Source organism: Geobacter sp. PheSNFMC, assembly GCF_059620965.1.
The window spans coordinates 14348-36104 of record NZ_JCAMRN010000005.1 but is presented as its reverse complement, the minus strand read 5'-3'; the positions used below and the strand labels follow the sequence as shown (position 1 = coordinate 36104).

The window sequence follows — 21757 nt, the reverse complement described above, 5'->3', positions numbered from 1 at the left end:
CGGCTCGCGGTGGCGGCAGAGTACTGAAAGAGTAGCCTCTGAAGCCGCGCCTGTCAATGAATGGCGCGGGAATGCAGCAAGGCCGCGGGGATAGGGAGACCCCCCCCTTAGCCTGCGGCGACGCTCTCCCATTCCCCGTACAGGGTGGCGATGCGAGCGGTGAGTCCGGCATGTTCTTCGCCCCCCCGCCGGGCCTGCTCGTGGTCATCGAAAAAGGCCGGATCAGCCATGCGCGCCTCCAGGTCGGCCAGGAGCCCTTCTTCGGCGGCAATGGCGGATTCCAGCTCTTCGAGGCGCTTCAGGCGGCGCTTTTCATCCCGCTGGCGGGCCTTTTCCTCCTCCCGCTGGCGCTGCCGCTCCTCCTTGGATTCCGCGGCCGGCGGCCCGGACGATGGGTCAGGCACCGGGGACCGGCCAGTGGCGGCCTGCTGGGCCGGGCCAGCGTCCGCTGACTTTTTCCGCAGATAGTACTCGTAGTCGCCGTGGTAGCTGGTAAGCCGCCCCCCCTCCACCTCCACGACCCGGGTGGCCAGGCCGTCAATGAAGTGCCGGTCGTGGGAGACGAAGACCACGGTGCCGGCAAAGGTCTTGAGGGCGTCCAGCAGCACCTCCTTGCTGAAGAGGTCCAGGTGGTTGGTGGGCTCGTCCATCAGCAGCAGGTTCGAGGGCCGCAGCAGCATCTTGGCCAGGGCCAGCCGGTTCCGCTCGCCGCCCGAGAGGACCTCCACCCGCTTGTGGATGTCGTCGCCGGTGAAGAGGAAGGCGCCGAGAATATCCCGCAACTGGGGCACCATGTCGAAGGGGGCGTCCGCCAGCAGCTCCTCGTGGGCTGTTTTCGCGCCGTCCAGCACCTGGGCCTGGTCCTGGGCGAAGTAGTCGGCAACCACGTTGTGGCCGGCGACCCGCTCCCCTCCCTGGAACGGCTTGCCGGCCAGCACCCCCATGAGGGTCGATTTGCCGGCGCCGTTGTGCCCCACCAGGGCGATCCGCTCCCCCTTCTCCACCGTCAGGTCGATCCCGTCCAGGACCACGTGGCTGCCGTAGGCTTTGGTCACCCCCTTCAGCTCCAGCACGATCCTGCCGCTCTTGGGGGGGTCGGGGAAGCGGAAACGGATCCTCCTGCGCTCCGGTGGCAGCACGATCCGCTCGATCTTTTCCAACTGCTTGACCCGCGACTGGACCAGGGCCGCCTTGTCGGCCTTGTAGCGGAAGCGGTTGATGAAGTCCTCGATCTTGGCAACTTCCTCGTCCTGGCGCCGCTTCGCCTCGCGCAGGGCCGCCACCCGCTCCTCCCGGGCCGTCAGGTAGCGGCTGTACGAGCAATGATAATCGGTAAGGGTGCCGTTCCAGACCTCGGTGATCCGGTGGCAGACCTGGTCCATGAAGAAGCGGTCGTGGGAGACGAGGATGACCGAATGGGGATATTCCTGGAGATACCCCTCAAGCCAGTTGCGGGCCTCGATGTCCAGGTGGTTGGTGGGTTCGTCCAGCAGCAGCACGTTGGGCTTTTTCAGCAGGAGCTTGGCCAGGGCGATCCGCATCTGCCAGCCGCCGGAAAACTCGCCGCAGTCGCGCCGGCGGTCGCCGGTGGTGAAGCCGAGCCCGTCCAGGACCCGGCAGGCCTCCGCCTCCATGGCGTATCCGCCCCGCAGCCGGAACTCCTCCTGGAGCCGGCCGTAGCGTTCGAGACACTCGCCGTGATCCGGCGCATCATGGGGGGTATCCTCCAGCCGCGACGTCAGTTCGTGCAGCTCCCGCTCCAGGGACTGAAGGTCCTCCAGCGCGGTCATGGCCTCCGCCAGAAGCCCCCGGCCGCGGGTCACGATCCCGTCCTGGGGAAGGTAGCCCACCGTGGCGCCCCGGGCGAAGATGAGCTCGCCCGATGTCTGTTCCACGAGCCCGGCAATGATGCGCATCAGGGTCGACTTCCCGGCTCCGTTCTCGCCCACGAGGCCGACCCGTTCCCCCTTTTTCAGATGCCAGTCGATCTCCGCGAACAGGGAGGTGCCGGCGAAATCCTTTGACAGTTTTCTCAGATGGAGCATGAAGGTATCCCGAACCGCGTTCCGTTAGCGCTACAGGGCTATACTAGGGGGTGCCCCGCGATTTTGTCAATTGCTCCGGCAGGCGGGCGTACCAGGGGCCAGTTTTTTCTTATTACACAAGGGAAAACTCTGCTATACTTTTGAGGTTTTATCGACCTTCAGCGCCCACAAGGCGTTCTGGATACCCATCGGGTCGCGCGGCCTGCGCCGCGGGCGACCATACATTTCCGCGGCGCGGGGTGCCCCGCAGACCGCACAAAGGACTGAAATCAATGGCAAAAAAAATGCTCATCAACGTGATGCATCCGGAAGAATCACGCGTCGCCATCGTTGAAGACGGCAAGCTGGTCGATCTGGACATCGAAATCGAGGGGAGCGAACAGACCCGAGGCAATGTCTACAAGGGGGTGGTGGTCCGGGTTGAACCGGGACTGCAGGCCGCCTTCGTCGACATCGGACTGAAACGGCTCGGCTTCCTCCAGATGGGGGAAATCCACCCCTCGTTCTGGCAATGGCGCAGCGACATCCCCGAAGAGAACCACAGCCGCCGCCCCCGCATCCAAGAGGTCATCCGCCGGGGCCAGGAGCTCATCGTGCAGGTGGAAAAGGGCGAGCGGGACATGAAGGGCGCGGCCCTGACCACCTACATGTCGTTTCCGGGCCGCTACATGGTGCTCATGCCCGGCAGCGACTCGGCGGGCATTTCCCGCAAGGTGGAGAGCGAGTCCGACCGGAAGAAGCTCAAGGAAAAGGTGGCCGAGCTGGAGATCCCCGAGGGTTACGGCTACATCGTCCGAACCGAGGCCCTGGGCAAGACCAAGACGGAACTGGCCAAGGATCTCCAGTACCTGGTAAAGCTCCACCAGGGCATCGTGGACAAGGCGGCCGCCGCCAAGGGCCCCACCCTCCTCCACCGGGAACTGGACGTGGTCATCCGCACCATCCGCGACTACTTCACCGCCGAGATCGACGAAGTGCTGGTGGACAGCAAGGACGTCTACAAGCAGGCCCGCGAATTCTTCAAGCAGACCATGCCCAAACACGAAAAGCTGGTGAAGCTCCACACGGAAAAGCGCCCCATCTTCTCCCGCTACCAGATCGAAGAGCAGATCGACCTCATCTACGAGAAAAAAGTCCCCCTCAAATCGGGCGGCTACCTCATCATCGAACCCACCGAGGCCCTGGTGTCCATCGACGTCAACTCAGGCAAGACCACCGGCGAGAAGGGGGTCGAAGACACCGCCTACAAGACCAATCTCGAAGCGGCCGAAGAGGCTGCGCGGCAACTGCGGATGCGCGACCTGGGCGGGCTCATCGTGCTCGACTTCATCGACATGCGGGACAAGAAGCACATCACCACCGTGGAAAAGACCCTGAAGGCGGCCCTCAAGGGTGACAAGGCCCGGGTGACGGTGGGGCGCATTTCCCAGTTCGGCATGCTGGAGATGTCGCGCCAGCGGATCCGCCAGACCCTCGAACAGGGCAGCACCCTGGAATGTCCCCACTGCGGCGGGCGGGGCAAGGTGAAGAGCGTGGAGAACATGGCCCTCTCCTTTCTGCGCAAGGTCCACGCCGCGGCAGCCAAGGGGACCGTGGCCGAGGTGCACGGCGGGCTTCCCCTGGAGGTCGCCTATTACCTGCTGAACCGCAAGAAGAGGGAACTGGCCCAGATCGAGAACGAGTACGACATCGTCGTGACCGTTAAGGGCAAGACCTCGTTCCTGATGAACCAACTGGAGCTGGAGTTGGTCAGGCGCGAAAAACCGGCCCACGTGGAAACCCACGAAGAGCACGTGGAAAAGGTGGCCGAGACACATGCCGAAGCTCTGACCGAAGCCGTCGAAGAAGTCGCGGTCCTGGCCGAACCGCCGGCGGCCGAGGCCGAGGGCAAGAAGAAGAAACGGCGCCGCAGCCGCCGGAAGGGCAAGGCCGAAGCCGAAGAGATGGCTGAATCCGCGACGTCTGCCGAAGCGGAGGAAAACGGTGAGACCGAAGCCGGCGGCGAAGAGGAGCCGGAGGTCGCAGGGGGCGAAGAAACAACGGAAGGCGGTGCCCCGGCGGAAGAAGCCAAGAGGAAGCGGCGGCGCAAGCGGCGGCGCGGCAAGAAGGCGAAAGCGGACGAATCCGTGACCGACGAGGCTTCAGTTCAGGAAGCCGCCGAAGAGACAGAAGAGACAGAAGAAGTATCCGCCGAGACGGAATCGGTCGGAACTCCGGCGACCGCCGAAGAAGCCGGGGAGGCATCGGAAGAGGTTAAGAAGAAACGGCGTCGCCGCAAGCACCGGAGCCCGAAACGCGGCGACGGGGAAACCGAGGCGCCGGCAGCGGAACTTGAGCCGGCAGAGGCCCAGGGTGCCGGGCCTGAACCGGAACCAGCCGCTGTCGAAGCGCCCCTTGAAGGCGCCGAACCCGCTTTGAAAAAAACGCGCGCGCCACGCACCCGCAAAAAAGCGGCCGAAGTCCCTGAGCAGGCCGAGCCGGTCGCATCTCTCCCCGGAGAGAAGCAGGCGCCGGCCGTTGCTGAAGCGACCCCTGCCCCGCCGGCCGAGCCTAAGCCGGCAAAGAAGCGGGCCACGCGTAAAAAGGCCGCCGTTGAGCCGGCGCCGGATCCATCGCAGTCCCCTGCGCCGGAACCGGCCGCTGACGAACCGCCCAAGAAAAAACGGGCCACGCGTAAAAAGAAAGAAACGCCGGCAGAAGAGGAAGCGCCGGAAGCAGTATAGCCATAGAACGCCGCCAGCTCCCCTGGCCGGCATGTCCCATCGGGCAGGGCTTCGCTCCGAAGCCCTGCCATTTCGCATCCTACTGTATAGCTTTTCAAGGCACCCCCCAGCCCCTGCAACTAAATGCCAACTATCAACAGGTTAGCCATAACTATCCGCTAACCGGCCAGTCCTCCCCCCTTATCCGGTGTATAGGCAATCCATACAAAGGGCCCTTCCCGTCCAAAACAGCAGCACATCTTCCACCAAGCCAATCCAACAATTACACTACGTTGCAAACAGTGACCACGCACTGCGCGCTATTGGTATGGGTACTGCAAAAACAGAAAACGACATATCCGGAAGAGGCTCTTGCAAAACGTTATGAGGAAGCCGGGATGCTCGGCGCAAGCGAGCGAGGAAGCAAGGCGTACCCGTCGGTACGGTGAGCTTTCGGGTGAGCGGCAACACCGCAGACCGGCCCCGCAGGAGGTGTGCAAGAACCTCGGATTACAGCGAGAAAATAACGAGGCTGGATCATGCTGCTCTTGAGTGGAATCCTCTCATTCCCCATCCTTGACGATGCAGGAACGCCGGTCATCGTTGCCCAGTTCGGCATGGATGACTTTCTGCAGGCCTTTTTCGCGTTCATCGGCATAACCGCGGTACTCGTCCAGTTCATGCCGGTGGTACTGCTTCTCGTGAGCATGCTACGAAGCCTCTCCAGCGACACCTGTGTCAGCGTCATCCCCTTCACCGACCTCCACGACGCCTGAACACCCGGGGTCTGCACCCCGGCAGGAGGCACCCATGAAAGCGCGGATCGGCACGCTCTCATTCGTTTTGGGCGGAGTCTCGCCGGCGTTCGCATCTGTTGGCGAGACAGAGGGGTTTCAGGGGGTATTTACCACCGTTTTCATCTGCTACTGCGCCATCGTGGTCGTAGCCCAGACCATCGCGGCCATCCGGAGCCTTATCGGTTCCGGCAGCACCAAAGGGGCCGTACCGCCCGCCGAGAGCCAGAAGACCTGAACACGGCCGCGGCGCCCTCCCCCGAACACCCGCAGCCTCACCTGCCATGGGGGGTCGTCGGCACCCCGCGAAGCCCCGGAGAGCCCTACGGCCCCATTTTTTGCCGGCGCCCCCCCTGACCGTATGACAACATCCCCGCCTGTGCTACAGTTATCAGTATGATCACCATCGAGGCCTACCGGGGACAACCGGTCGTCGAACAAGGGGTGGAAATCGTCGAGCGCAAGGGGCGCGGACATCCCGACACCATCTGCGACTCCGTGGTGGATGCCGTTTCCGTGGCCCTGAGCCGGGCATACCTGCGCGAATTCGGCAGGATTCTCCATCACAATATCGACAAGAGCCTCCTGGCTGCCGGGACCGTGGAAAAGGGGTTCGGCGGCGGCCGGGTGGTTACCCCCATGGAGCTCATCATCGGCGACCGGGCCACCTTCACGGTGGGCGGCACGACCGTGCCGGTGGCGGACATCGCCGTCACCGCGGCCCGGGAGTGGATTCGCGCCAATCTCCGCTTCGTGGACCCGGAGGAGCATATCCGCTACCGGATCATGCTGGCGCCCGGTTCTGCCGAACTCACCGACATCTTTGCCCGTCCGGGCACTGTCATGGCCGCCAACGACACCTCGGCCTCAGTCGGCTACTGGCCCCTCTCGCCGACGGAACAGGCGGTGCTCGGCCTGGAGCGGCACCTCAACGGCCCCGCCTTCAAGCAGCGCCATCCCGAGTCAGGCGAGGACATCAAGGTCATGGGGCTGCGGCAGGGGAACGATCTCGCCGTAACCCTGGCCATGCCCCTCATTGCCCGGTTCGTGGAATCCGAGGCCGACTATTTCACCCGGAAAGAAACCCTGGCCCGGGAAATTGCATCGTTCCTCGCGGAGCGGAGCGGATTCCGCCGGACCGAGCTGCACTTCAACACACTCGACGTGCCGGGCCGGGGACTCGGGGGAGTCTACCTGAGCCTGCTCGGCACCTCGGCCGAAGATGCCGACTCGGGCCAGGTGGGGCGCGGCAACCGCGTGAACGGCGTCATCGCCCTTGGACGGCCGCTGGGGACCGAGGCGGCGGCCGGCAAGAATCCCGTGAGTCACGTGGGAAAGATCTATACGATCCTCGCCCACCGGCTGGCGCGGGAAATCTGCGAGGAAATCGAAGGGGTCAGGGAGGCCCACGTCCTGCTCCTGAGCCGCATCGGCACCCCCATCGACCGGCCGGCCATGGCGGCGGTCCAGCTTCTCCCCGAGCGGGGACGGCGGGTGGCAGATGTGGCCCGGAGGGCCGAGGACATCGTCGGAAGGGGACTGGCGACCATTGGCGACTTCTGCCTGGAGCTTGCCGAAGGCCGTCACCCGGTCTGCTGACGAAAGGAACTCCTGCGTGCTCAAATGGCTTTTTCTGACCGTGGGCGTCATCGCAACCGGCTTCGGCATCATCGGCATCTTTCTTCCGCTGGTGCCGACAACGCCGTTTCTTCTGCTGGCCGCGGCCTGCTTCGCGCGCAGTTCGGAGCGCTTCCACCGCTGGCTCGTGGAACACGCCCACCTGGGACCCATGGTCCGGGGCTATCTGGAAGGGACCGGCATCCCCCGGCGCGCCAAGACGGTTGCCATTGCCATGGTCTGGCTGACCGTCCCCCCGTCGGCCTTTCTGGTGGTGCCGCTGCCGTGGGTGCGGATGCTTCTCCTCGCCATCGCCATAGGGGTGACGATCTACCTTGCCCGGTTCCCCACTGCGCCGACCGATGCCCCATGACCCCCTGAACCCTCGCCGGCAGACGGCGGAACATTCACAAACGAGCCACCCACGGCCCCCTATCGCGTATTCGGCGACTTTTTCAGGGAACTATCGGCCTTTTCACGCTTTTTGACTAAACTATCCGCTCCCCCCGCCGATATATTGTATACGGCCTGGCGTTATCATTTAGTTACGGGGGAGCGACAATGGTGTCACTATGGAATTTTTATCTCAATTTTTCGGTAAAGGCCCGTCTGGCCACGCTCTGCTTCTGCTACAGCGTCTGCATTGCCGCAACGGCGCTGGCCGCCCAAGCTGATTCGGCCCTCATCAAGTACGGAGCCGTGGTCCTCTTCATCGTCCTGGGGGGCATCTTCGGCTGGATCAACATCTGGTCCATCAACCGGCCGATCCAGAGGGCCATCGGTTACCTGCAGACCATGGCGCGGGGCGACCTGAGCCAGGAAATCACCGTGTTCCGCAAGAACGAGTTCAGCAGGATGCTCCTGACCATGCGGGAACTCCAGGGCTCCATGCGCGAGATCATCGCCGGCATCCAGACCACGGCGGCTGACCTGTCCGCCGCCTCTGACCTGCTCCGCACCACCTCATCGCAGATTGCCGAAGGAACCGACCACGCCTCCCAGGAATCCGAGTCCATCACCACGGCGGTGGATGAAATGGCCTCGGTGAGCCTGGCAATCTCGCACAACTGTCAGAAAATGGCCGAGGAGGCATCGGGCACTGGCCACGCCACCGAAAGCGGCACGGAAACCATCTCCCGGATGACCACCATCATGGAGGCGGTCGAGCAGATGGTGTCCGGCACCATGGCGGCGGTCAACGCGCTGGGCGCCAATTCCGAACGGATCGGCGACATCATCACCGCCATCAGGGACATCGCCGACCAGACCAACCTGCTGGCGCTCAACGCCGCCATCGAGGCGGCCCGAGCCGGCGAGCAGGGACGCGGCTTCGCCGTGGTGGCCGACGAGGTGCGCAACCTCGCCGAACGGACCACCTCGTCCACCAGGGAAATCCAGTCCATCATCGGCGCGCTGCAGGGCGACGTCAAAAACGTCATGGGACTCATGGAGCAGAGCTCCGACAGCGTCCGCAACGGCACCCGGGACATGCATCTCTCCCGCCAGGCCATCGGGGCCATCAAGGAGCACATTGCCCCCCTCATCGACCACGTTTCCCAGGTGGCCATCGCGGCGGAAGAGCAGTCGGCCACCACCGCCAGCATCACGGAGAACATCCACCGCATCGCCCTGGTGATCCGCGACGCAGCCCAGGGAGCCCAGCAGACGGAAACCGCGGCGGCCGACCTTGCGCAGTCGGCGGTGGAGCTCCAGCGGATGGTCAACCGCTTCAAACTGTCGGCCTGACGAGCGTCTTTCCCGGCCCCGGAAGTACCCTCTTCACACAACAAAGGCCGCCCCATTCCGGGCGGCCTTTTCCATTGCATCAATCCCTCTCCCCCTTAGCCGATGGGGTTGCCGCGGGTCTCCGCATCGTAGATGGTGAGCAGCGTTTCGGGCGTCAGGAAGCAGACTTCGGTCCGCTCGCCCCCTTTTCCGCCGTGAACCCATTCCACGGTATCGCCGGATTCGCCGTGCCTGACGGTCAGGCGTTCGCCCGTGATCCGCTTCACCTCGTCCACCATGTCCTTCATGGTGAGCAGTTCGACCCCCCCGATCTCCTCGTCGCTGGAGAGTCTCTCCAGGAACTTGTCGACCAGGTCATAGTCGAGGAAGTCGTTTTCCTTCCGCCACCACCGCACGAAACGGTGCTCGCCGGAGACACTCTCGGTTACAAGCTTTCTGACGTCCGTCCCTTTCATGGCGATCCTCCTTTCCGTCCGCTCCCGGCCCATCGGGAACGGAAGTCCGCGGGCCATGATCTCTGCCGGTGTATCCGCGTCTGGTTACATTATACCTCAAAAGGACGACCGGTGAATATGGTTATCAAAATAATATCGGGACCCGTTCTGTCAGCGGGGCCGCCGGGGGCTTCCGGACCGTTGGCGCGACGGCCCCGAGGCGGGCGCTCCCTGGCCCGGCTGCCGCCGGCCCGGGTCCTTGGGATGGGACGGCCGGCCGGACGCCGCGGGGGATGCCGCTGTGCCCCCTTTCTTGGGTTGGCTTGCGTGGGGGCGAGCCTGGCGCGGCTCCCGGGGGGGACGGGCGAATTCCACATCCTTTTTCGGCGCCGGCACCGAGTAGTCGAAGCCCTGCACGGTACGGCGCTCGATGGTGGCACCGAGGCTCCGCTCGATGGCACGTACCATGGCCCCGTCGTCGGAGGTCACCAGGGTGAAGGCGTCGCCGCTGCGGGCTGCGCGGCCGGTGCGGCCGATCCGGTGGATGTATGCCTCGGCCGTGTCGGGGATGTCATAGTTGATCACGTGGGACACCTGGCTCACGTCGATGCCGCGGGCCGCAATATCGGTGGCCACCAGGATCTGGAAGGTGCCGTCCCGGAAGCCGTCCAGGGCTGCCTGGCGCCGGTTCTGGGAGAGGTTCCCCTGGAGGGATGCCGCCCGGTAGCCGGCCTTTTCCAACTGTTCGCCCAGGCGCTTGGCCCGGTGCTTGGTGCGGGTGAAGATCAGCACCGACTCGGTGTCCGTGTGGCGGAGAAGCTCCATGAGCAGCGGTGTCTTCAGATGCTGCTCCACCGGGTAGAGGGCATGGGTTACGGTGACCGCCGGGGCCACGTTCCCCACCTGCACCGTCACCGGGTCCACCAGGATATCCTGGGCCAGCTTGCGGATGTCGATGGGCATGGTGGCCGAGAAGAGCAGCGTCTGCCGCCGGGGAGGGAGATGCTTGAGCACCCGCCGGATGTCGGGGAGAAAGCCCATGTCGAACATCTGGTCCGCCTCGTCCAGGACGAGCACCTCCAGGCGCGACAGGTCGATGGTCCCCTGGGCGATGTGGTCCAGGAGCCGTCCCGGGCAGGCCACGACCACTTCGGCGCCGGCCTTGAGCTTCTGCACCTGGGGATTCACGCCTACCCCGCCGTAGACCGTCACGCTCCGCAGGCGGGTCTGTCGCCCCAGGGTGACGAAGCTGTCGTTGATCTGCTCCGCAAGCTCGCGGGTGGGGGCAATGACCAGGGCCCGGACGCAGCCGCGCTCTCCCTGCTGCAGCCGGTGCAGGATCGGCAGGGCAAAGGCCGCTGTCTTGCCGGTGCCGGTCTGGGCCAGCCCCATGACGTCGCGCCCCGCCATGACCGCGGGGATGGCCTGGGCCTGGATCGGCGTGGGGGTCTCGTAGCCGGCGGCCGCAACCCCTCCGGCCACGGCCGGATGAAAACCGAACGATGTGAAATCCATGAAATACTCCTTGGTGCTGCCGCCTGAAAACAAAAAAGCCCCGGTTCTTTCCAGGGCCTGATCTGATACGTTGTCCGGAAACAGCTGGTTGAGATTGGGCGACCGTACCAGCTTTCGGCAAACCCTGTCAAGGAGGAAAGCGGGAGCGCCCGTTTCTACCCTCTGAGGCTTTCCAGCTCTTCCCAACGGGCATAGGCTGTTTCCAGCTCACCCTCCAGCTCCGCCAACCGGTTGTTGAGCGCAGCCACTTCGGCGCCGGCGCCGCGATAGAACTCCGGATCGGCCAGGGTGGCGTGGAGACGCTCCTGCTCCTCCTCCAACCGGTGAATCCGCTCCGGCAGCGACTCCAGCTCACGCTCATCCTTGAAGCTGAGCTTGCGGGGCTTTTCATTCCGCTCGCGGGTCTTGGCCGGGGCATCGGCGGACGCCTTCGCCGGCTGCGGCTTTGCTGCCGGCGTCTCGGCGGCGGCCTGACGGAGCCAGTCGTCGTAGCCCCCCACGTATTCCCGCACCTGGCCGTCGCCCGACAGGACAAGGGTGCTCGTCACCACGTTGTTGAGGAATTCCCGGTCATGACTCACCAGGAGCAGCGTGCCGGAATACTCCAGCAGCAGATCCTCCAGCAGGTCCAGGGTTTCGGCATCAAGATCGTTGGTGGGCTCGTCCATGACCAGCACGTTGGAGGGCTTGGTGAACAGCTTGGCCAGCAGCAGGCGGTTGCGCTCCCCGCCGGAGAGGATGCGGACCGGCGTGCGCGCCCGTTCGGGAGGAAAGAGAAAATCCTGCAGGTAGCCGATCACGTGGCGGCTTCGGCCATTGATGATGACGGTGTCGTTCCCCTCGCCCACGTTTTCCTGCACGGTCCGGTCCAGGTCCAATTGCTCGCGCATCTGGTCGAAGTAGAGGACCTCCCGGCGGGTGCCCAGGCGGATCGTCCCCTGTTGCGGTTCGAGCTCCCCCAGCAGAAGCCGCAGCAGGGTGGTCTTGCCCGAGCCGTTGGGACCGATGATCCCCACCCGGTCCCCGCGCATGACAGTGGTGGTGAGATTGGCGATGACGGCCCGGCCTCCGTAGCTGAAGGAGGCGTTCTCCGCCTCCACCACCAGGGCGCCGGACCGCTCGGCCTCCTGGAGCCGGATCGTGGCCGCTCCCTGCCGCTCGCGCCGCTGTCGGCGCTCCTCCCGCAGCTTCTTCAGCGCCCGGACCCGCCCCTCGTTGCGGGTTCGGCGGGCCTTGATCCCCTGCCTGATCCACGCTTCCTCCTGGGCCAGCTTCTTGTCGAACAGGGCCTGGCGGGTGATCTCCGCCTCCAGGAGCGCCTCGCGCCGCTCCACGAATTCGTCGTAGCCGCAGGCAAAGGCGTAGATCCGCCCCCGGTCCAGTTCGGCCACCCGGTTGGCGAGCCGGCGGGCAAAGGCCCGGTCGTGGGTGACGAAGAGCAGGGTCGTGACGTTTTTGGCCAGGAATTCCTCCAGCCAGAGGATAGTATCGATGTCCAGGTGGTTGGTGGGCTCGTCCAGGAGCAGGATGTCCGGCGCCGCCACCAGTGCCCTGGCCAGGAGCGCCCGGCGCTTGGTGCCGCCGGAAAGGCTCGAGAAGGGGGCATCCGCATCCAGGGAAAGGCGATTGAGAACCCGTTCCACCTCCTGATGGAGATGCCAGCCGCCGGTCTCCTCCAGCCGTTTCTGGAGGGTGGCCAGTTGTGCCAGGAGCCCTTCTCCCCCCTCCACGGCCAGCAGATGGCTCACCCGGTGGTACTCGGCCAGGAGCGCCGTGGCCTCGCCCATGCCCTGGGCCACCACGTCGAACACGGTCCCCTCCAGGTCGCGGGGGACCTCCTGGGAGACCAGGGCCACCCGCACCCCCTGCTGCCGCATGATCTCGCCCCCCTCCGGGGGAATCTCGCCGGCGATGAGCTTCAACAGGGTCGACTTGCCGGTGCCGTTGCGCCCCATGAGACAGAGGCGCTCCCCTTCCCCGATCTGGAGGTTGATGCCGTCGAAGAGCGGCGGGCCGCCAAAGGCGAGGGTTATGTTGCGCAAGGTGATGAGAGCCACGACGTCTCCTTCCGTTCCGGTTTGCAGGAGTGACAGTATTCACTGTTTTGCCTCCCGCCGTCAATCCTCCTCTGGCACCGGAGCCATTTGCATTGACGACAATCCCCGGTACCATTGACAATCATCACGAACGAGCGGACCCGATCCCTCGCCCGGAGGACCATGAACCCGTCAACGCGCATCGTCGTCGGCATCATCTCCCTGTTCCTGTCGCTGTTCCTGGCCTGGCGCATCGGCATCTGGCTGGAACCGGCTCCGGCCGGGCCATCCCTGCCGGCGGGCGGGCCGAAATCGCCCCCCTTCGCCACCGGCACGGTACAGGAGGACCTTCACTTCGAGATCCGCAACGTCCGCATCTCCGGGGATGGGGCCGCCCTGGAGGGGATCGGCATCGTCCGGTTCGATACCGACCGGGAGCGGATCAAGCCGGCGGTGCTGGCAATGCTCACGGCCGTGAAGGAAAAGGCCCCGGCAGCGAAGGTGATAACCCTGGAGCTCAAGCCCGCCGTGGAGTGCACCCAGTGCACCCTGGCCAGGGCAACGTACCGGGAGGGCCGAACCGTCATCCGCTACGGAATCCCCTCCCTGGAACAGATCGAGCGCCACAACGCACTCATCGGCACCACTGACGGCACCGGCCGCCGGATCGACCGCCCCCGGCTCTACCGCCCCGACAAGGAGACCTTCGGGGCCGGGTTGGTCGTCACCATGGCCCTGGAGGCGGCACGGCAGAAGAATCCGGCGGCGAACGAGGAGCAGTTGCTCGACCAGGCGGCGGCGGCCGCGGGCATCTCGCCGGTGGTGGCGGCGCGTCACCGCGACTTCATGAAAGCCTATTTCACGGGCGACGGCTACGGGGAGGAAACCCTGGAAGAGTAAGCCTGCCCCCGGCGGACCGGCGGCCTTTGCTCCCTTCCGGTCTGCCGGGGAGTCGGAAGGAATCGCCGCGTATAAAGAATTTTACATACAAACGTATCCCGTTTGTGGTAGGGTGGTAGCACTTTTGAAGTTGGCCGGCCAAGGTGCTTTAAAAGCTCCTTGGCCGATCTTATTTTCGGGAGGGCAGCGGCAACAAGCCACGGACGAACCATCGCCTGCCGACCGGGGAAGGAGAGATCACGTGCAGGTAAGCGTTCAAGGAAACGACGTGGACAAGGCCCTCCGGCTGCTGAAGCGCAAGCTTCAGACCGAAGGGTTCTTCAAAGAAATCAAGAAGCGCAAGCATTACGAAAAGCCTTCAGTCAAGAAGAAGCGCAAGCAGATGGAGGCCGAGCGCAAGAGAAGAAAGGCCCAGCGGTTCAGAAAGCCTGACAGGGACTGACGCGGGACAGGATGGGGAGCAGGCCGCACGGCGGCTTCAAGCCGGGGCAGACCCCGGACATATCACGCGAACGCAGGAGAAAGAACACAATGGCAAAAGGCAGGGTAAAGTGGTTTAACGACAGCAAGGGGTTTGGCTTCCTCGAGCAGGAGAACGGTGAAGACGTGTTCGTGCATTTCTCCGCGATCACGGGTTCCGGGTTCAAGTCGCTGGCAGAAGGCGAAGAAGTGACCTTCGACGTGGTCAATGGCCCCAAGGGGCTCCAGGCCGCCAACGTCTGCAAGCTCTAACGGAAACGTATCAGCCGCCTTCCGGGCGGCCGGCTACGCCACCATCGAAAGGCCCGTTCAAGCGGGCCTTTCGATTTTTGCCCAAAATACCCGGCAGATGCCCGGCCCCGATCGATCCCGTCAGCCGGTTGTCCGGCACCGCGCGGTCCAGCCCTCCCCCTGCAGATGCAACCCTGTGCAATCCCTCCTAAAGTTTATGCCCCCCCGACCGATGAGATACCAGTGAACGACGTGCAACGCATCCGCAACTGACGCTACGCAGATTCGGCGTGCGATGGCGCGGGATCGCCCGACCCGTTCGGAGGCCGAGCAACGGCTGGCTGCGTTGAGGATTGTGCGGGCGAGGACCGGCCAGAGACGACGCGAAGACGGGATGCGAGCCCGCGAGTCATGTGCGGATACGTTCTTACTGCCCACCCTCCGGAGGCTTCCATGGGGATGGTCCCCATTGACAATCTCGACGTCGGCATGACCCTGGCCGCGGACGTCATCGACCGGACGGGCCGGCTCCTGCTGGGGGCCGGCGCGGAGCTGACCGCCAAGCATCTCCACATCTTCCGCACCTGGGGAGTGGCGGAGGCCGACATCGACGGCCTGGACGACGATCCCGCCAGCCACATCCCCCAGGAGATCAGCCCGGCCGAACTGGCCGCCGCCGAAGAGGCCCTGCGGCCCCTCTTCCTACACACGGACCTGGAGCATCCGGCCATGCGGGAGATCATGCGCCTCGGCGCGGTGAGAAAGGCCATGCATGGCGCATCCTGACCGCCACCGGATCACGCTGGAGCGGCTCGTGGAGGAGACGGTAACGGTCTACTCCCTCCCCTTCTTCTACGAGCGACTCAACGAGGCCATCAACCATCCCCGCAGCGCCATCGCCGACATCGGCCGGATCATCACCGAGGACCAGGGGCTCACGGCGCGCATCCTCAAGCTCGCCAACAGCCCCCTGTTCGGCTACCACTCCCGGGTCGACTCCATCACTAGGGCGCTGACCATCATCGGCACCCAACAGTTGCGCGACCTGGCCCTGGCCGCCTCGGTCATGGGCATTTTCAAGGGGATTCCGGAAGACCTGATGGGGATGACCTCCTTCTGGAAGCACAGCATCGCCTGCGGCACCATTGCCCGCAACCTGGCCACCAGCCGCCGCGAGGTGAACGTGGAGCGGTTCTTCGTGGCCGGCATGCTGCACGATCTGGGACAGTTGGTCATGTGCACCGCCATTCCCGGCACGGTGCGGGAGATGCTGGAGGAGAGCCGTGACAACGAGTCGCTCCATTTCGCCACGGAGCGCCGCCGGCTCGGCTTCGACCACGCCACCGTGGGAGGAGCCATCCTGAAAAAGTGGAAGATCCCGCCGAACATCGCCGAGCCCGTGGCCTGCCACCACATCCCGGCCAAGGCGGAGCAGTTTCCCCTTGAGACGGCAATCATCCACCTGGCAGACATCATCTGCCAGGCCATGGAATTCGGCTTCAGCGGCGAGTGGTACGTCCCCCCCCTGGCCGCCGAGGCATGGGACCGGGTCGGCATTCCGGTCAGCATGCTCGGCGCGATCATCAGGCAATCGGAGCAGCAGTTGGAAGAAACCTTCGCCATCCTGACGGAGAACGGATGACCGGCACGGCCCACGCCATATCCCCGACCGACCCGCGGGAGGAGCGGATCCGCTACCTGGAGGAGTCCAATCTCCGCTACGTGGCGATCCTGGACATGCTCGCCTCCAGCGGCGACTTCCAGGCCGACCTGAGCCGCGCCAAGGATTCGCGCGCCATCTTCCGGGCCACCATGGCCCAGGTGAAACGGCTCATCCCCCTGCGGGGCATGGGATGCCTGGAGGTGGGGAGCGACGGGGATTTCGAGCTGGCCGCCAGCGATCCCCCCTCCTGCCGTGCGGCCCTCCAGACGGAGATCGATGCCAAGATCATGGACGGCACCTTTGCCTGGGCACTGAACCGGAACCAGGCCATTACCGTGCCGTCGGCCGATGGGGAATACACGCTCCTGCTCCACGTCATCGCCACCCGTTCCGAGGTGCAGGGGATGTTCGCGGCCCTGCTCCCGGCGGAGATCGCCACGATGGACGTGCCATCGCTCAACGCCCTTTCCATCGTGCTCTACACCTGCGCCTACGCCCTGGAGAGCGCCACGCTCCACGCCATGCTGCGGGACCACATGCAGCACCTGGAGGAGCGCGTCCGGGAGCGGACCAGCGAGCTCCAGGCCGCCCGGGAGCTGGCCGAATCGGCCAACCTGGCCAAGAGCGAGTTCCTGGCCACCATGAGCCACGAGCTCCGCACGCCGCTCAATGCCGTCATCGGCTTCACCGACGTCCTCCTGTCCCGCACTTACGGCCAGGTGACCGACATCCAGGCTGAATTCCTCGGCTACGTCCTCCAGTCCAGCCGCCACCTCCTGTCGCTCATCAACGACATCCTCGACCTCTCCAAGATCGAAGCCGAGCGGATGGAGCTGGAACCGGCGGACGTGGACATCCGGCAGCTCGCCTCCGGCAGCCTCGTCATGGTGCGGGAGCGTGCCCAGCAGCACCGCATCCGGCTGACGGAAGAGGTGGCGCCCGACGTGCCCCCGACCATCACGGCGGACGAGCGGAAGCTGAAGCAGATCGTGTTCAACCTGCTGGCGAACGCGGTTAAATTCACCCCCGACGGTGGCAGCGTCACCCTGTCAATCGGCCTTCCGCCGGACGAAGAGCGCGAAGGGGGCATCATGATCGCCGTGCAGGACACCGGCATCGGCCTGGCGGCCGGGGACCTGGAGCGGATCTTCGCCCCCTTTGTCCAGGCTGACGGTTCCGCGACCCGCCGCTACGAAGGGACCGGGCTTGGGCTTCCCCTCACCCGGAAGCTGGTGGAACTCCATGGCGGCACCATCCGGGTGGAAAGCCCGGGCCCGGGGCTGGGGAGCACCTTCAGGGTCATTCTTCCCCCTTCCCTGCCGCCCGCGCCCAGTGAGGCCCCATGACCCGTCAGCGCACCATCCTCATCGTGGACGACAACTTCATGAACCGCCGGCTCGTGGCGGCCATGCTCAACGGCACTCCCTACCGGCTGGTGGAAAGGGACAGCGGCCGCGACGGGCTCGACTACGCCCTGAGCCACCGGGAGGAACTGGACCTGGTCCTGCTCGACATCGGCATGCCCGACATCTCCGGCACCGAGGTCTGCCGCTCCATCCGGGACCATGAGGCCAGGGATCGCCGTCTGCCGGTCATCGCCTACACGGCCCACGCCATGGGCGAGGAGCGCCGCTCATTCCTCAACGCGGGGTTCGACGACATTCTCATCAAACCGATCACCCGCACTGAATTCCTTGCCGTTCTGGAGAAGCATCTGAACTGACACTCCGTCCCGCCTGGGCCGGACACCACGGGAGCAGCCATGAAAATCCTCATTGTTGAAGACGACCCTGCAAGCCGCCGCCTGATGCTGGCCTACCTGGAGCCGCTGGGCCGGTGCACCGAGGCCGCCGACGGCCACGAAGCCCTTTCCGCCTTCACCTGGGCCCACGAGTTGGGCGAACCCTTCGACCTCATTTGCCTCGACATCATGATGCCCTCCATGACCGGGCACGAAGTGCTCAAAACCATCCGCCACTTCGAGGAAGAGCGGGAGATCATCTCCCCCGTCAAGGTCATCATGACCACGGCCCTCAAGGATCGGGACAACGTCATGGCAGCCTTCTGCAACCAGTGCGAGGCCTACCTCGTGAAACCCCTCGAACGGGAGAAACTGCTGGAGCAGATCCAGACCCTGGGGCTGACCACGGCGGGCTGACCATTGCGGGATTTCCCGTTCGCCGTGCCTCGGCTCCTGTGGTAAGCTTGCCTGAAAACGGCCGGATACCGGCCAAGGGGACTCCATGCGGCGGGAAATGTGCGATGAAGTGCGGATACTGCAGGAGCGGTTCGATGGGGCGATCCGGCGCTGGATCGACGGCTACGCAAGAGGGGGCGGACGGATTCATTGCGCCAGGGGCTGCAGTGCCTGCTGTTCCCTGACCGTCAATTGCACCTTCACCGAGGCGGTCCGGACCGCGGACGCCATCACCGATCACCAGGCCGCGGCCGTTGCTGAGCACGTGGCGCGGCTGCGGCAGCTCCTCCCCCGGGCCCGGGACCTCACCGACTGGCTGCGCCTCCATCGGCGGGAGGCGGGCTACTGCCCCTTCCTGGATAACAATGGGGCCTGCGGCGTCTATGCCGTCCGCCCCTTCTCCTGCCGGGCACTCCTGGCCACCCGGGAGAGCCGGTGGTGCGGGGCGGATTTCTCGGAACTCTCCAGCGAGGAAAAACGAGGCTTCGTGGAAGGCCTCGACCGCTCGGTGGTTGCCTTTCCCATGCACTACGTGGCAGCCACCCGGGACCAGGGCGAAGAGCTCGAACAGCGGTCCGCCCTGGCGCTCATGACCCGTTTTTCCTTCTCCCTCTACGGCAGTTTCCCGGTCCTCGTCCACCTTGAGCGGGAACACCGGCTGAGCGACCTCCTCCCCAGGGGGGCGGACGCGGTCCGGCACCTGCTGGAGCGGGAGGGGCTGTCCCACCCCTTCCTCGCCGCCATCCACGACTGACCCGGCACCCCCCTGCGGGAGGTATTCCATGAAACGCGTTCTGCTCCCCCTGCTCATCTGCCCCGCCTGCCTTCCCAAGGAACATCCGCTGGACCTCTCCTGCGGCGGGGAACGGGACGGGGACATCCGGGACGGCACCCTTTCCTGCCGCAGGTGCCGGCGCCGCTACCCCATCCGCGAGGGGGTGGCGGTACTGCTGCCGGAGCCGGAGGAAGGGCCGTCGGGGGGACAGTGGAAATACGAGGAGGCGGCAACGGTGAACTCCTACCTCTGGAGCCATTTTGCCGACTTGACGGGAGATCCGGACGCGGGAACGGCCTACGGCGACTGGGCGGGGTGCCTTGCCACCGGCGGTGAACGGGCATTCGACGCCGGGTGCGCCGTGGGGCGGCTGACCTTCGAGATGGCACAGCGGAGCGAGGTTGCCGTGGGGTGCGACCTGTCCGTCGCCTTCGTGCGCACGGCGCGGCGGCTGGCCGCCGAGGGGAGGATCGACTTCTCGCTCCCCCTGGAGGGGAACCTGCGGGAGGAATTCCGGGTCGAGCTGCCCGGCCACTGGCGGACCGACCGGACCGAATTCGTGGTGGCCGATGCCCTCAGGATCCCCTTTGCGCGGGGCTGCTTCGACCAGGCCGCGGCCCTCAACCTGGTGGACCGGGTCCGCCATCCCCTGGCGCACCTCTACGAGATCAACCGCGTGGCGTCGGCCGCCGGCGCCTCCCTCCTCTTCTCCGACCCCTTTTCCTGGTCCACTGCCAACACCCCCGAGGAGGCATGGCTCGGCGGCACCGCCGCAGGGCCCTACGCGGGCCGGGGAATCGACAACGTCCGCGCTCTCCTGGAGGGAAGGGATGGCATCATCGCCCCCCCCTGGCGCATCGACCGGGAAGGAAGCGTCGACTGGAAGCTCCGCTCCCACCACAACCACTTCGAACTGGTCAGGAGCCGGTTTCTCGCGGCGCTCCGCTGAAAACCGGCGTGCCGGGCCGGCACCCTACCGTCCGAGCCCCATGAGCAGCACGTTGAAAGACCCCATCACGAAGCCCAGCAGGGCACCGAAGAGATTGATGTAGAGAAAGTGCTTCTGCATGATGGCGAGGAGCAGTCCCTCCACCGCCAGGATGTCCAGGGTGTTGATCTTCTCCTCCACCATGCGCGCCACGTCCAGGGCGTCGATCAGGGGCGGGGCCTCCCGCTCCAGCAGGTCCGCCACCTGGCGGTAGACCAACTGGTCCAGGTCGCGCCTGACCTCGGCCGAGATCCGGGCCGACAGTCGGCCCAGGGGGCGATTGAAGAGCCACTCCTCCACCCGGCCGGCCACGATCCGCTCCAGGGTTGTGCGAATACCGGGATCGCGCAGCCTGTCCGTCAGCCACCGCGCCAGGGCCTCTCGCAGCCGGGAGGGGTCACCCTCGGGGGCGAACCGTTCCAGGATGGGACGGGAGGGATCGGTCGCCACCCGCACCAGTTCGCGCTCGGCCAGGGCCAGCAGGAAACCGGCGGTTTCCGGCCGCCGCACCAGAAACAGCGCGCCCCGGCGGATCGACCGGCGCAGGAGCGCCACGCGGCGATAGGGGAGCTGCTCCACCGCGACGGCCAAAGGGCGGTCCAGTATCCGGCCGAGCCCCTGATCCACCATGGCCGCCACCCGCTGGCGGGTCGATTCCTCTCCCAGCCAGTGCACCACCTCGTCGGTCACGCTCCCCACCAGGCCGGGGAAGTACGAGTTGAGCTTCTCCACGCTGATGAATCCCGCCATGAAGCCCAGGGTCCCCTTCAGGTTGGCCAGGTACTGCTGAACCCCGTCCCGCAGCTTGGCCTCGAAGGTATCCCGGATCTCCGGGGAGCGGACGAACTCCGCCACCCGGCCCAGGATGGCCGGCACCGCCTCCCGGGCCTGGGCCGCCGCCAGCTCCACCAGCTCCGGCGGCAGGAGCTCACGCAACGGCCGCTCCGATGCCAGCAGCTCGTCGAGCTTGTCATCCACCAGCCCGGCCACGGCCCGGCTCACCCCCCGCGACTGGAGCAGTGCCGCCAGCGCGCGTCCGGCCCCGGCCCGCACCGCATCGCCCGTCTCCCCCGCGAGGATCCGCTCCAGTTCGCGGGGAAGCACCCGCTCCTCCAGGTCGCGAAGAAACAGGGTCAGCTCCTGGCGAAAATCCTCGCCCTGCAGGTACCCGGCAACGGTCTCGCCGGCCCGGCGGGCCGCCAGGTCGGCCCCATCACGGAGCCAGTTCTCGAACCCTTCCGGCAGGAGGGAGCCCACCGTGCCCAAGTCCCTGTCCAGCAGGGTGTCCAGCTTGCCGCTCACCGCCTCCTGAAGCTCGCGGCGGAAGGAATCCTTGCCCAAAGCCCGGGCCACGTCGGTCCCCGTCACCAGGTGGGTGCCCACCATCCGGCCGATGGTGGCGGCGAACTCGTGGCGGCCCGCCGGAATGACCCCCGGAGTGAGGGGGACGCGAATGCCGAAGACGCGCCATGGCTTCAGGGGCCGGAAGAGCATCCGGATGGCGATGTCGTTGGTTACGTAACCGATGACGGCACCCACCACCGGCGGCGTCACGTAGGGGAGCATGCTTTGGAGCGACATGGGATTACCTGCTTGCAAGGGGATGGGAAACGGCAAGCGCTTCGGGATTCGGT

The 21757-nt window shown here is 65.5% G+C and carries 21 protein-coding genes; 16 read left to right on the top strand and 5 right to left on the bottom strand.

From position 1 onward, the window contains the following. Positions 1-107: 107 nt before the first annotated feature. A complete protein-coding gene (locus tag AC6CDK_RS01810; RefSeq protein WP_192905082.1) occupies positions 108-2045 on the bottom strand; it encodes an ABC-F family ATP-binding cassette domain-containing protein in 1938 nt (645 codons plus the stop codon). A gap of 272 nt (positions 2046-2317) precedes the next feature. On the opposite strand from AC6CDK_RS01810, the gene AC6CDK_RS01805 reads away from it, so the two are divergent. From AC6CDK_RS01805 to AC6CDK_RS01780, 6 genes are all read left to right on the top strand, one after another. Continuing rightward, positions 2318-4768, top strand: coding sequence for an Rne/Rng family ribonuclease (locus AC6CDK_RS01805; RefSeq protein WP_192905081.1), 2451 nt, complete (start codon positions 2318-2320; stop codon positions 4766-4768). Positions 4769-5286: 518 nt separating this feature from the next. Next, positions 5287-5523, top strand: a complete 237-nt coding sequence (locus tag AC6CDK_RS01800; RefSeq protein WP_039646028.1) for a hypothetical protein — start codon at positions 5287-5289, stop codon at positions 5521-5523. A gap of 34 nt (positions 5524-5557) precedes the next feature. Continuing rightward, complete coding sequence (locus AC6CDK_RS01795; RefSeq protein ID WP_039646031.1) at positions 5558-5779, top strand: hypothetical protein; 222 nt, start codon at positions 5558-5560, stop codon at positions 5777-5779. 158 nt (positions 5780-5937) lie between these two features. Then, positions 5938-7140, top strand: coding sequence for a methionine adenosyltransferase (locus tag AC6CDK_RS01790; RefSeq protein ID WP_192905080.1), 1203 nt, complete (start codon positions 5938-5940; stop codon positions 7138-7140). A gap of 16 nt (positions 7141-7156) precedes the next feature. Continuing rightward, positions 7157-7531 (top strand): YbaN family protein, encoded by a 375-nt coding sequence (locus AC6CDK_RS01785; RefSeq protein WP_237560733.1) that lies wholly within the window; start codon positions 7157-7159, stop codon positions 7529-7531. A gap of 188 nt (positions 7532-7719) precedes the next feature. Next, a complete protein-coding gene (locus AC6CDK_RS01780; protein ID WP_039646037.1) occupies positions 7720-8904 on the top strand; it encodes a methyl-accepting chemotaxis protein in 1185 nt (394 codons plus the stop codon). A gap of 95 nt (positions 8905-8999) precedes the next feature. On the opposite strand, the gene AC6CDK_RS01775 is transcribed toward AC6CDK_RS01780, so the two are convergent. The 3 genes from AC6CDK_RS01775 to AC6CDK_RS01765 form a co-directional block, all read right to left on the bottom strand. Then, positions 9000-9359, bottom strand: a complete 360-nt coding sequence (locus tag AC6CDK_RS01775) for a hypothetical protein (protein ID WP_039646039.1) — start codon at positions 9357-9359, stop codon at positions 9000-9002. A 150-nt stretch (positions 9360-9509) separates the two neighbouring features. Next, positions 9510-10853, bottom strand: a complete 1344-nt coding sequence (locus AC6CDK_RS01770; protein WP_066357768.1) for a DEAD/DEAH box helicase — start codon at positions 10851-10853, stop codon at positions 9510-9512. A 155-nt stretch (positions 10854-11008) separates the two neighbouring features. Beyond that, the gene (locus AC6CDK_RS01765) at positions 11009-12910 is read right to left on the bottom strand and encodes an ATP-binding cassette domain-containing protein (RefSeq protein ID WP_039646043.1); all 1902 of its coding nucleotides are present in this window, start codon (positions 12908-12910) and stop codon (positions 11009-11011) included. A gap of 162 nt (positions 12911-13072) precedes the next feature. On the opposite strand from AC6CDK_RS01765, the gene AC6CDK_RS01760 reads away from it, so the two are divergent. The 10 genes from AC6CDK_RS01760 to AC6CDK_RS01715 all read left to right on the top strand — a co-directional run bounded on the left by AC6CDK_RS01760 (position 13073) and on the right by AC6CDK_RS01715 (position 20084). Further along, entirely contained in the window at positions 13073-13789 is a 717-nt protein-coding gene (locus AC6CDK_RS01760; RefSeq protein WP_066357770.1) for a hypothetical protein, read from the top strand. A gap of 241 nt (positions 13790-14030) precedes the next feature. Beyond that, the gene (gene rpsU, locus AC6CDK_RS01755) at positions 14031-14231 is read left to right on the top strand and encodes a 30S ribosomal protein S21 (protein ID WP_010941574.1); all 201 of its coding nucleotides are present in this window, start codon (positions 14031-14033) and stop codon (positions 14229-14231) included. An 89-nt stretch (positions 14232-14320) separates the two neighbouring features. Beyond that, the gene (locus AC6CDK_RS01750; RefSeq protein ID WP_039646049.1) at positions 14321-14521 is read left to right on the top strand and encodes a cold-shock protein; all 201 of its coding nucleotides are present in this window, start codon (positions 14321-14323) and stop codon (positions 14519-14521) included. A gap of 432 nt (positions 14522-14953) precedes the next feature. Further along, the gene (locus AC6CDK_RS01745) at positions 14954-15286 is read left to right on the top strand and encodes a hypothetical protein (RefSeq protein ID WP_039646051.1); all 333 of its coding nucleotides are present in this window, start codon (positions 14954-14956) and stop codon (positions 15284-15286) included. Further along, positions 15273-16142 carry an HDOD domain-containing protein gene (locus AC6CDK_RS01740; protein WP_039646053.1) on the top strand — a complete coding sequence of 290 codons (870 nt, stop codon included), beginning with the start codon at positions 15273-15275 and terminating at the stop codon, positions 16140-16142. The genes AC6CDK_RS01745 and AC6CDK_RS01740 overlap by 14 nt, the downstream gene beginning before the upstream one ends. Beyond that, complete coding sequence (locus tag AC6CDK_RS01735; protein ID WP_039646055.1) at positions 16139-17509, top strand: sensor histidine kinase; 1371 nt, start codon at positions 16139-16141, stop codon at positions 17507-17509. Before AC6CDK_RS01740 ends, AC6CDK_RS01735 begins: the two co-directional genes overlap by 4 nt. After that, entirely contained in the window at positions 17506-17886 is a 381-nt protein-coding gene (locus tag AC6CDK_RS01730; RefSeq protein ID WP_039646057.1) for a response regulator, read from the top strand. Before AC6CDK_RS01735 ends, AC6CDK_RS01730 begins: the two co-directional genes overlap by 4 nt. A 39-nt stretch (positions 17887-17925) precedes the next feature. Further along, positions 17926-18321, top strand: coding sequence for a response regulator (locus AC6CDK_RS01725; RefSeq protein ID WP_039646059.1), 396 nt, complete (start codon positions 17926-17928; stop codon positions 18319-18321). An 85-nt stretch (positions 18322-18406) separates the two neighbouring features. Further along, the gene (locus AC6CDK_RS01720) at positions 18407-19114 is read left to right on the top strand and encodes a YkgJ family cysteine cluster protein (protein ID WP_066357774.1); all 708 of its coding nucleotides are present in this window, start codon (positions 18407-18409) and stop codon (positions 19112-19114) included. Positions 19115-19142: 28 nt separating this feature from the next. Further along, a complete protein-coding gene (locus AC6CDK_RS01715) occupies positions 19143-20084 on the top strand; it encodes a methyltransferase domain-containing protein (RefSeq protein ID WP_192905078.1) in 942 nt (313 codons plus the stop codon). 24 nt (positions 20085-20108) lie between these two features. Here the strand turns inward: AC6CDK_RS01715 and AC6CDK_RS01710 are convergent, their stop codons facing one another. Further along, a complete protein-coding gene (locus tag AC6CDK_RS01710) occupies positions 20109-21704 on the bottom strand; it encodes a DUF445 domain-containing protein (RefSeq protein WP_192905077.1) in 1596 nt (531 codons plus the stop codon). Between the last annotated feature and the right edge of the window lie 53 nt (positions 21705-21757).